Genomic DNA, 10,999 nt, shown 5'->3' on the forward strand with positions numbered 1-10,999 from the left:
GCTCGCGCACGCGTCTCACCGTGCTTCGGCAGCAGCTCCAGCCACCGCTGCGCTGCGAGCAGTATCGGGCCGGGCCTAATGGGCATCGATGTGTGCCATTAGTTGGTTCAGATCCTCGGCCGATAGACCCTCGCCGAGTGGCGGTTCGTCGGCGACCTGAGCGAGCTCGGTAAGTGCCGGGTCGTCGAGCACTGTTCCCATGAAGTCCAACTTCAACTCAAGGCGCTGCGCGACGACTTCGTCGATCGACCCCTTTGAGACGAGAATCTTCACACGAGTCTCAGTACCGGGCGCTAGCCCCAGACGATGAATCCGGTCAACGCTCTGCAGGTAGCGGCCAGCCGCGAAGTCTCTGTCTATGTAGATCGCATCGTGGCATTCGTGGTGGAGGCTTATACCTTCCCCGAGCGTGGCAGGGTTCGAGAGCAGCACCATGCAGTCCGGGTCGCTCCGAAAGCGTGCGATCTGCGCCTCTCGATCTTCCGTCCCGCCGTGGACGATCGCTGGATTGAACGGCTTCAGCAGCCGATCGAGTGTTGTGAGATTGCGGATGAAAGTCGACCAGACGAGGGTCTTTCGCCCAAGGCTGGCATTTTCTCGGACCTGGGCCAAGACCTCACGAAGTTTAGGTGACAGTTCGAGGGACGGGAGATCCCGCATCAGCGTCGAAAGCGCAGCGTCTTGCGCGACAACAAGCGGATCGACCCGATACGCAAGAGGCTCGTATCTAGTTGCGCCCGCGGCGAGCAGCGCGGGACTTGTCGCAGCCATCAGCAGATACATGATCACTCGGCCAAGCGCCGCAAAGTCGCCGGCTTCGGCGGCAGCCCGAACTGACATCTGGCCAACCAGCGCGTCATATATTTCGCGGTGAAGTGGAGGCATCTCGACTGGAACGAGCGTTGTGGTGACGGCAGGTAGCCCGAGCTCGTGCTTAGTGGTACGCGTGTAGAGGGGCTTGAGGATGCGGCTCGCCTGAGTCAAGTTGCCGCCGGCAACAGCGGTTGTCACTGCTCTTCGACCTTGCCCTGGCCAGACGAATCCGAAGATGCTCTCGAGATCACGCACTCCGTTGGGTGCGGGGGTTCCCGTGAGCGCTAGGCGGTGTCGGCTTCGTGGCCCGAGTGCGAGGCACGCTGCTCCGTACGCGCCGTCCGCGCCCAGTTTCATCCGGTGGGCCTCGTCGAGAATCAGCATCGATGAACGTGCGCTCAGCCACTGGCCCAACTCATTGACGCTGTTCGGAAGTCGCTCGTAGTTCACGATCACCGCGTCCAAGCCTGCCGACGCGACCGCGGGGTAGTCCGCCATCCGAAGCGGCTTCTCGAGGCATTCAGTGTTTTCGTAGTGCCACGCCTCCCGAGCGGATTTCGGAGCGACAATAAGCAGCCGCTCGACATTTCCCTTGGCCCGGAGTGCTTCGAACACTGCGAGGCCGACGCGCGTCTTCCCGGCGCCGGGAACAGAGAAGTTGGCGCCGTGTCTGAGTGACATGAGCTTCGCGATGTCGCGTTGCTGGAAGGGCGTCAGATCTCCCACCCAGTTGGGTCCGATGTCGAGGTCTGGCCTTTTCAGTGCGAGGTCCGGTGTGCCTGGCTGCTGCAAGTGGTCGTGCACGACTTGAGCATCGACGGTGACGTCGCTCGCGAGTCGGGCGAGGTCGTCATCCCACGAAACGCCGGCGGGGTCGGACCAACCGGCCAGCGCCACGAGAGTCGTCAGCAGTTCGTCGAGGTCGACGTCCACAACGCTTGACACGGGATGCCGGGCTGTCGCAAAGCGCAGAGACAGCTCCCGAAGCTCGGCCTCGAAGCCCGGTTCTGCGACCATGCGCGCAGTTGTTGGGGAGCCTCCGAAGCCGATGTGAAGGCTCACGCCTGATCTGCCGGATGGGTCGCGGAAGCCAGCAGCCACGCTACCCCGTCGCCAGGGGAATCGAAGGCGCGGGCTGCCTGCCTTGCAAGCTTCAGCAGGCTGTCTCGGAGCGCTTCGAGGGCGTCGTCGAACGCATCCTCGTCGAGCACGCCAGTCGCGCGCGCACTCGCGAACTCAGCTACGGCCTGATCGATGTACTCCGTCGCGTCAGACAGGCGATCCGGCACCGCTGACTTCTTCTTTCTCAGCGTGGCGTTTCGTCCGGCCAGTTCTACGGCTGTCTCGAAGGTCGCACTTGCGGATGCCAGTAGCTCGGAGGACTCGCTTAGCTCAGATGCGGACGACTCCGTGGGTGGAAGCTTCTGGACTGCGCTCGCTCGCAATAGGGCATCTGTGATCGCAACTACCTGCTTGGTAGCAGTGCTGCTGTCAGCCACCTCGACGCCTGGAAGTCCGGGGATCTGGACCTTCGCCTCGCCTGTCGCCTCTGTCCGAAGCACGTCAGGGAGGCGCGGTGCAAGGTACTCGGCGAAGAAGCCCTCGTCAGCGAGCCGGAGCGAGGTTTTCGCATAGTTCAGGACGACCATTTGGAGGCGGGACTCTTTGAGCCGTTCAGCTGCGTCTGGATCGGTCGGCTTCAGCTTGAAGTAGTCCCGACTCAGCTCCCGCAGTTTCTCTTGGTGCTCCTCAAAGTCAGAGAGCGCGAGCATCGCACCGTTCGAAGTCCGGCTTCGAGCTATCGCGTCCTTTATGAGCCCGTACACCCAACGGTCCCTCTGCAGGGTGATGGTCTTGACGTTGAAGTCGCGTGCGACGTCCTCTTCCTTCCTGCCGCTCGCGATCTGTTCGTCGATCGTGATCAGCCGGTTGACGTACGAATAGTCTCGCCGCTTGTCGCGCCGGAGCTGGAGGGACAGCTCGACCCGGTTGATGTCGTCCCAGGTCGAGGTCTCCGGTAGCACGCCGACGCGGATGTCGGGGACTCCAAGGTCTCTGAGGGCCGCGCACCGAGTGTTTCCATTCGCGAGGATGCCTTCTCGAGTGATCACCCCCGGCTCGCGCTGGCCGAAGGTCTTGAGTTCATCTCTCAGCTGTTCGTAGTCCGGATCAATTTGACCTGGCGCCGAGGGCCGCCATGAAAGCAGGTCTTTCAGGTAGGCCTGACCGGCAGCCCCCCAGGGATCTTGCGTCAGCTCCGCGTCGCGCTCCGGATTGCTTGTTCGTTGCGCCCGCACGCGATGCGTGTCCGGGTTTAGGTAGAGCATGTCCGTTGGCATGGCGATCACATAGAGGTGCTTCTGGGCGCCACGGTACTCCACGGTGAGTTTTTCGGCGTTCTCCAGCTCCGCCTCCCTCAGACGGTCTGCAACGAGCGCGCGGATGTCTTCAGCAAGCGGGGGGCTGCCCGGGGTGGTGCTCACGTTGTCGATCTACCTTCCGCGCGATTAGTGGGCCCGTCATCCAGACAGGTCCAGTCTCTCGCCACATTAGCCGCGACGACACGTCAGTTAAGCGAACGCCGCCCGAAGTGACTGCCATCACGCGCGTGATGGGTCTCTGCTGTGCGCGGCTCTGATTCGGACGACTCGTAACCGCCGTGGTCCGACGTTTCGCTGTTCACGACTGACGAGATGTATGTGCGGAGGCGCGGGTCGCAGACGTAGACGTATGTGCCTAGGACACCTCGGGTCAGCAGCACGCCGTAAATGTTCTTTATGAGTGCAAGGAGATCGTCGTCCGTCGTTGGCCGCCGAAGCTGCGCGAGGTTCTCCTTGCCCTTCTTGTCGCGGTAGGCGTCACGGTCTACGACAACCTGTCGCGTGAGTTCGTCGTAACGGAGGTCCGGGCCAATGATCACGCCCGCGTAGTTGAGGTCGTAGCCCTGCACTGTGTGAATTGAGCCGACCTCATCGATCGATCCCTGCGAGTTGATCCAGTCCCTGTCCGTACGATTCCAGGTGAACTCCGTTCCCTCGAGTGCGAAGTCGAAGCCGGGCTTGTTGCCGCGGGTCCTCCAGTCCCAGGCGTAGCCGGCGACAAGCCGGGCCAGCCCCGCCTCGCGGTCGCGTTCGTGGATCGCTTCCTGCATGTCGACGACGCTCTCAAAGAACCGCAGGTCGTACTCGCCGAAGTCCGGGCGCTCACCTGCGCGAAGTTCACCTCGAAGCAGCTGGCGGACGAATCCCACGTAGTCTGCGTCCGCCCTCACACGCATCTGCCTTGCCAACGGAAACCACCGATGCACGCGCTTTGCGTCAGCGATCTCAGCGGCGAGAGTCTCACCTGGGAGGTCTGCAGGCCGTACGCCTTGCTGCTCGTCGATGAGCAGGATCTGATTCGTGCTCTGGGCGCGGATCCAGTCGAGCTGCGTCCTGCTGAGGTCATCCGATCCGAAGAGTCGCTCGTTGATGTCCGCGAAGTCGCGGTTGCGCATACCCGATGACTGGTTCGCGCGGCGATTGAGCCGGTGCGTCTCGTCGACGATGAGTAGGTCGAAGGGCGTAGACGACTTGCCAGCGTCGAACGGGTTCAAGACGAGATCCTCACTGACCTTCGGCGTCTTCTTGAACACCTTCTTGATCGAGTCTCGAAGCGACTGCTGGGGTACGACCAGCCCGACGCGAACGCTCCTCAGTAGCTTCCGGTTCTCCGGCACGAAGAACTCAGAGAAGAGTGAGTCCTGCTCGATCTCATCCGTGTCTACATAGTCGCGAATGTCGGCCAGCAGCTTCATGAGGAAGATCGCCACGATGGTCTTGCCCGTACCCGGATTGCCCTGAATGACGCTGGTCGATCGCGTGCCTGTCTTTAGGTCCTCGAGGAGTGCCTCGACGATCTGCTCGACGGCGATGGCCTGCTCTCGGGTGAGGACCTTGAAAGGCGAGAGCTTGAAGAGATCGCTGTTCTCGATCTCGGGGATGCTGCGCTGAAAGATCCCGTCCGAGCGCAGCTGCTCGAAGATGTCACGGAAGCTCTCGCGGTACTGGTCGCGCTCGTAGTACCGCGCATCGATGATGCCCTCGTTCCCGTTGAGCACTGTGAAGTGCCCATCGCCGGCGAGCCACCGGATGAGGTGCGACTCGAGGTCGAGACACGCCGACTTGTTGAACGTCTCGTCTATGACGACACGAACACGGCGGAACCCTGCCTTCGACGGATTCTGGAGGTGCTGACGCATTCGCGACACAGCACTGACCGTCTCGCCGACGTAGACAGATGGCGCATCTGGGGACCCGGCGCTGTCGAGCACGTACACGACGGGCCAGTTCGTTCGGCGTTCATCGCCGGCCGCCCAAGTTGAGATCGCGGGTGTAGTGAAGTCGAGCCGTTCGATCTCAAAAGGCGTCATACTTCGTGCTCCGCCCCCTCGATCGATCTGCGGGATACTTCGAGCTCGTTACGGCGAGCTTCTGCAGGACGAGTTCGTCCAGGTCGACTCCCAGACGAGCGGCGAGCAGTGTGCAATACGTGACGACGTCGGCGAGCTCCTCGCGCACGCGAACCTCGTCTGCATCGTCGCTCCACTGGAAGCACTCGAGCAGTTCGCCCGCCTCGATCGAAATGCTCTTTGCGAGGTTTGCCGGCGTATGAAACTGAGCCCAGTCGCGCTCGCGGACGAACTCCGATAGGGCTTCAAGAACTCGCTCACTCGTCACGGTGCGACGGTATCGCACAGCGGCCTTCCCTCCGATAATCAGCCCATACAGCGGTCGGGCGCGGCGCAGTGCTCGTCGTCGAACGGCTGCTACGCGACGCGCATCAGCGCGGAGTCTGCAAGGAGTGAGCGGCGAGAACGGAGGCGCGATCGACCGCTACACTCTCGGCGTCGGAGGGAGGCGCTTCCAACCCAACGCCAGTTGACGACGTCTTCCGACATCTGTCCACATCTGTGATCGGCCGCGTTGACGAGGCGCGCGCAGTGTCCGACACTGGCCCGATACTGACCCTGAACCCGGCATGAGCGGAGGTCGAGATGGGCAGCATCACCCCGTATGAATCGGCGAAGGGCCGTCGCTACCGCGTGCGCTATCGCAAGCCGGATCGCACGGAGGCGGAGAAGCGCGGCTTCACGACGATGCGCGAAGCGAAGCTGTACCTCTCGATGGTCACGGTGTCGAAGTCGAAGGGTGAGTACATCGATCCGTCCTCGTCGCGGGTTCCTGTCCGGATGTTCGCGGACAGCTGGCTGCGATCCAAGCAGCCGCCGATGTCGAAGCCCTCGTACTACATGACGCTCGAGCGGGCGTGGAAGAACCATGTCGCGCCGGTGTGGGCCGACAGGGAGATCTCGTCGATCCGTCGCTCGGAAGTTCAGGATTGGGTGTCTGACCTTGCGACGCAGAAGTCGCGCACGGTTGTTCTTCGAGCACTGGGAGTCCTCGCCGGCATCCTCGACGTCGCCATTGACGATCGCCGCCTCGCGAGCAATCCAGCCCGCCATGTGCGCAACCTTCCTCGGCACGGGCCTGGCAAGCGTCGCGTTTACCTCTCGCATGATCAGGTCGCGACGCTGGCGGCGTGCTCCGCGTATCCGACGCTTGTCCTGACGTTGGCGTACACCGGCCTCCGCTGGGGCGAGGCGACGGGACTGCGCGTGCGCAGCGTGAACCGCCTTCGTCGGCGCTTCGTCATCGAAGAAAACGCGGTGATGATCGCCTACGAGATCCATGTCGGCACGCCGAAGACGCATGAGAAGCGCTCGGTTCCGTACCCCGAGCGTCTCGCGCCGATGATCGAGCAGGCGTGCGCCGGCAAGGGGCCGGAGGGTCTGCTGTTCGGCGACGGGGTCAATCACATGCGCAACTCGGGCAACAAGGGATGGTTCGCGAACGCGGTTCGGCGTGCGCAGGAGTTCGATCCGTCGATCCCTCGAGTCACTCCGCACGACCTCCGCCACACTGCCGCGTCCCTGGCGATCAGCTCGGGCGCGAACGTGAAGGCCGTGCAGCGGATGCTCGGCCACGCGTCGGCGGCGATGACGCTGGACACCTACGCCGATCTCTTCGACGACGATCTGGATGCCGTGGCGACGCGCCTGAACGACCAGATGCCGCTCGTGGCGCTGCCATCGGGTCCGCAAACCCGGTACGCCCGACCGCAGTAACTGCGGAGAGCAGATTGCTCAGTTTTTCGACGAGGCAGATTTCGCTCGAAACGCTCGATTTTGGCGCTCTCAGACGTCGCGCGCAGGCCGTTGCGGACGGCTATTTCGGCTCACCGAATTTTCAGAATGCGGGCAAAAAGCGGGCAAAAACGCATTCTGAGTGGTCTGACCACAGAAGAAATACCTGGTCAGAGGCGAAAAGAGACTGTGCCCCTGGAGGGACTCGAACCCCCAACCCTCTCCTTAGGACGGAGCTGCTCTTCCATTGAGCTACAGAGGCAGGCGGCATCCAGTCTAAGCCGGGTAGCCGTCGCTCCCGCCCACGGCCCCGCGGCGCGCGTGCGCGGGCGCACCCTCGCCCAGCATCGCAGGCGCGCGACGCGCGGACGCGCCGCCCGCACGGGCTACGGCGCGGCGGCGGAGGTGTCAAGAGCTTGAAGCCCAGCTCCAGGCGGAAAACAATGGGCTGATGGTCACGAGGGAGCGCCCGGCGTTCGAGTTCGTCGGCGACTGGACCGGACAGTTCGTCGCCACCGCGATTCACAACGGGCACGACATCCGTCCAGAGCTGGCGGCCGAACTGGTCCTGCCCGAAGCGGATCGACTGCGCGAGGAGGATCCGTACACCGACGAGATCGGTGCGCTCGTGCCTGCTCGCGTGGTCGTGCACCGGTCCCGCTTCGAGGTCGACCTGAATCGCGCGCGCGAGGATGCCGTGTACCGCACGTCGGAGGAGGCGTGGGGGCTGGAGGTCTTCCGCGATCCGCCGCTGGACGAGGCGCTCGTCGCCGGATCGCTCGAGGTCTACGACGCCTTCTACGCGGCACTCGCTCGGCGACTCGACCCGGTCGCCGAGCGTGGCCCGTTCGTGGTGTTCGACGTTCATTCGTACAACCACCGCCGCGATGGTGCCGACGCCGCGGAAGCGCCGGCGGCGAAGAACCCCGAGGTGAACGTCGGCACCGGCTCGCTGGACCGCGACCGCTTCGGGCCGGTGGTCGACACCTTCATCGAGACCCTTGCGGGGAGCGGATCGCCCGCGGGGCGGCTAGACGTTCGGGAGAACGTGCGCTTCCGGGGGCGACAGCTCGCGGCCTGGATCCACGCCCGGTACCCCGAACGGGCCGTGGTGCTCGCGCTCGAATACAAGAAAACCTTCATGGACGAATGGACCGGGAACGCAGATCACCCCCGCGTCGACGAGCTCGCGCGGGCGCTGGCATCCACCATCCCGTCCCTTGAGGAGGCGCTCGACACGGTGGTGGCGCGGTGACCGCCCAACCGCCTCACGGCCGCGACGATGTCGGGCCGGAGACGCGGGTCCTGGACACCGGCGGCTTCTCGCCCGCCGATCTGGCGGCGGATCACGCCATGGCTGCGCTGGCCGGAAGCGTGCGGTTCCTCCTCGAGATGACACCGGTGAACGCGGACGAGGTCCGCGGACAGTTCCTCAAACATCCAGAGACAGATCCGGTCTTCGAGTACCGGCCTCTCGATGTGGATCCGGATGTGCTCGACGCGCAGGTAGAGGCGTTGCCGCTGGACGCCGTCACGGACGCGACCCTCGCTGCGCTCTTGCGCAACCGGCAGCGCGAGATGACATTGCGGGTGGAGATGCTCCGCGCACGCAACACGCCCGAATTCCTGCAGCTGTCGATCGCGCAGTACGGACCGGTGCTGCCCCCGCTGGTGGACCGCGCCGAGGATCTGCTGCGGCGGCTTCCGCACGGGCGGCTGGAGCGGGAGTCGGTGGACGCCACCGGCTTCCTGGCGGCGGCGGAGGCGGAGATCGCCCACTATCGCTCGATCGATCCCGACGTCGGCATCCACGCCGAGATCCGCGACGACGTCTCGGGTGTGCTCGTCGAGGGCGACACCCTGCTCATCTCGAGCAACGCGTCGGTGGCAGGCTCCCGCGTCGACGCCCTGCTGCAGCACGAGGTGGGAACGCACCTCGTCACCCATGTGAACGGGTCGGCCCAGCCCATCCGCATGCTCGGCGCCGGACTCGCACACTACGACGAGACGCAGGAGGGCCTCGCCGTGCTGGCTGAGATCGCCTGCGGCGGTCTGACCGCGTCGCGGCTGCGGCAGCTCGCGGCGAGGGTTGTGGCGGTCCACGCGCTGGTGGGCGGCGCCGGCTTCGTCGAGACTCACCGGCTGCTCACAGATCACGGGCTGCCCGCCGGCAGCGCCTACGGCGTCGCGATGCGCGTCTTCCGCGCCGGCGGCTTCACCAAGGACGCGATCTACCTGCGCGGGCTGCTCGCGCTGCTCGGGCACGTCGCCGCCGGCGGCCGGCTCGATCTGCTGTTCCTGGGGAAGTTCGCGCTCGAAGACCTGCCGCTCGTCGAGGATCTCGCCGAGCGAGGACTCCTCACGCGGGCTCGCATCATGCCTCGGTACCTCTCGCAGCCCGAGGCCGCCAAACGGTTGCGACACGCCGCCGACGCCGACGACCTGGTCTCCCTGGTGGGCGCGGAAACGCCCCGCGCCGGCGCCGACGCATCGCCCAGAGACACCCGACCGGGTGCGCCCGCCGAGACCACCCCCGCCGAGGAGCCCGCATGAAGATCGCCTTCGCCGTCAACGACATCGCCACCGAGAAGCCCATCTACACGACCACGCGCCTCGCGATGACCGCCGTCCGGCGGGGACACGAAGCCTGCCTGGTGGGGCTTCGGGACTTCGGGTACGAGCCCGACGGCTCGCTGTCGGCGATGGCGGCGTCCGCGGAGCCGGGCAAGGTCTATCGATCGCTGGATCGCTATCTCGGCGCTGTCCAGTCGGCGCCCCGGACGCGGGTGCAGCTGAGTGACTTCGACGTGCTGATGCTTCGCGCAGACCCCGCCGCGGAGACCGCCGAGACCACGTGGGCGACCACGTCGGGTCTGGCGTTCGGGCACCTGATCGCCGAGACGGGCGTGCTCGTCGTCAACGAGCCGCGCTCGCTGGCCGACGCCATGTCGAAGGCGTACTTCCAGCACTTCCCCGAGGCGGTGCGCCCGCGAACTCTGATCTCGCGGGACGAGGAGCGGGTGCGCGGCTTCATCGACGAGCTGGGCGGTCGCGCGGTGCTCAAGCCCCTGCAGGGCTCCGGCGGCTCCGGCGTGTTCCTGGTCGACCTCGACAAGGAGCCCAACATCGCTCAGATCGTCGAGGCGATCGCCCGCGACGGCTACGTCGTGGCGCAGGAGTACCTCCCCGCGGCCAAGGAGGGCGACGTGCGGATGTTCGTCATGAACGGGCGCGCCCTCGAGGTGGACGGCGTCCACGCCGCCTTCCGCAGGCGACCCGGCGGCACGGATGTGCGGTCCAACATGTCGGTGGGGGGCAAGGCCGAGGCCGTGAAGGTCACCGGCGAGATGCTCGAACTCGTCGATGCGGTGCGTCCGAAGCTGATGTCGGACGGAATGTTCCTGGTGGGCCTCGACATCGCGGGCGACAAGCTCATGGAGGTGAACGTGTTCTCGCCGGGCGGCCTCGGATCGAGCGAGGCGCTGTACGGCGTGGACTTCGCGGCCGCGGTCATCCAGGACCTGGAGCGCAAGACGCGGATGCGGGAGCACTATGGCCGGCAGCTGTCCAACATCCAGCTCGCCACCGCCTGACGTCGGCGCGAATCAGTCCCAAGAAAGGCGAGGGCCCCGACAGCCGTTGATGACGGATGCCGGGGCCCGAGCGCGTGGGTCAGCCCTGGGTTCCGAGGGCGAAGCGCACGGCGCCGTCGTTGGAGAGTTCGGCGTCGAGCACGCGGTCCTCCAGGGCGGCGGCCGCCGACTGGTCGAGGTAGACGCGCGCGCCGCGTTCGACGACCACCGTGTCCTGCGGGTCGCGCGCCGGCACGACGCTCAGCTCGAATCCGGCCGAGCCTCCCGTGTCGCGGATACGCACACCCCCGTCCTCGGCGAGGGGCACACGGGCGACGAGTTCTTCGACGGCCTCGGCGGCGGTCTGGGTCAGCGTGAGCATGCTTTTCCTTTCCGTTGCGGTTCCGGACGGGCCACGATTCCGAGATCG

9 protein-coding genes and 1 tRNA gene are annotated in these 10,999 nt (G+C 65.2%); 4 read left to right on the forward strand and 6 right to left on the reverse strand.

Translation table 11 applies throughout. The features are described from left to right. Nucleotides 1-75: 75 nt before the first annotated feature. From IM767_RS10145 to IM767_RS10160, 4 genes are all read right to left on the reverse strand, one after another. Nucleotides 76-1,830, reverse strand: a complete 1,755-nt coding sequence (locus IM767_RS10145) for a DEAD/DEAH box helicase (RefSeq protein WP_109210241.1) — start codon at nucleotides 1,828-1,830, stop codon at nucleotides 76-78. 41 nt (nucleotides 1,831-1,871) lie between these two features. Then, nucleotides 1,872-3,296 carry a ParB N-terminal domain-containing protein gene (locus tag IM767_RS10150; RefSeq protein WP_109210242.1) on the reverse strand — a complete coding sequence of 475 codons (1,425 nt, stop codon included), beginning with the start codon at nucleotides 3,294-3,296 and terminating at the stop codon, nucleotides 1,872-1,874. An 83-nt stretch (nucleotides 3,297-3,379) separates the two neighbouring features. Then, on the reverse strand, nucleotides 3,380-5,224 hold the full coding sequence (locus IM767_RS10155; protein WP_109210243.1) for a DUF2075 domain-containing protein: 1,845 nt from the start codon (nucleotides 5,222-5,224) through the stop codon (nucleotides 3,380-3,382). Then, the gene (locus tag IM767_RS10160; RefSeq protein ID WP_109210244.1) at nucleotides 5,211-5,531 is read right to left on the reverse strand and encodes a nucleotide pyrophosphohydrolase; all 321 of its coding nucleotides are present in this window, start codon (nucleotides 5,529-5,531) and stop codon (nucleotides 5,211-5,213) included. The genes IM767_RS10155 and IM767_RS10160 overlap by 14 nt, the downstream gene beginning before the upstream one ends. A 317-nt stretch (nucleotides 5,532-5,848) precedes the next feature. On the opposite strand from IM767_RS10160, the gene IM767_RS10165 reads away from it, so the two are divergent. Beyond that, nucleotides 5,849-6,979, forward strand: a complete 1,131-nt coding sequence (locus IM767_RS10165) for a site-specific integrase (protein WP_109210245.1) — start codon at nucleotides 5,849-5,851, stop codon at nucleotides 6,977-6,979. A gap of 208 nt (nucleotides 6,980-7,187) precedes the next feature. Here the strand turns inward: IM767_RS10165 and IM767_RS10170 are convergent. Further along, a tRNA-Arg gene (locus tag IM767_RS10170) sits at nucleotides 7,188-7,259 on the reverse strand. A gap of 189 nt (nucleotides 7,260-7,448) precedes the next feature. Between IM767_RS10170 and IM767_RS10175 the strand changes: the two genes are divergently transcribed. From IM767_RS10175 to IM767_RS10185, 3 genes are all read left to right on the forward strand, one after another. Then, the gene (locus tag IM767_RS10175) at nucleotides 7,449-8,252 is read left to right on the forward strand and encodes an N-formylglutamate amidohydrolase (RefSeq protein ID WP_109210246.1); all 804 of its coding nucleotides are present in this window, start codon (nucleotides 7,449-7,451) and stop codon (nucleotides 8,250-8,252) included. 98 nt (nucleotides 8,253-8,350) lie between these two features. Continuing rightward, nucleotides 8,351-9,550, forward strand: coding sequence for a peptidase MATCAP family protein (locus IM767_RS10180; protein ID WP_109210374.1), 1,200 nt, complete (start codon nucleotides 8,351-8,353; stop codon nucleotides 9,548-9,550). Then, nucleotides 9,547-10,590, forward strand: coding sequence for a glutathione synthetase (locus IM767_RS10185; RefSeq protein WP_109210247.1), 1,044 nt, complete (start codon nucleotides 9,547-9,549; stop codon nucleotides 10,588-10,590). Before IM767_RS10180 ends, IM767_RS10185 begins: the two co-directional genes overlap by 4 nt. A gap of 79 nt (nucleotides 10,591-10,669) precedes the next feature. On the opposite strand, the gene IM767_RS10190 is transcribed toward IM767_RS10185, so the two are convergent. Beyond that, nucleotides 10,670-10,951 carry a Fe-S cluster assembly protein HesB gene (locus IM767_RS10190; protein WP_109210248.1) on the reverse strand — a complete coding sequence of 94 codons (282 nt, stop codon included), beginning with the start codon at nucleotides 10,949-10,951 and terminating at the stop codon, nucleotides 10,670-10,672. Nucleotides 10,952-10,999: the final 48 nt, after the last annotated feature.

This window comes from Microbacterium ureisolvens, assembly GCF_015278315.1.
GTDB lineage: Bacteria > Actinomycetota > Actinomycetes > Actinomycetales > Microbacteriaceae > Microbacterium > Microbacterium ureisolvens.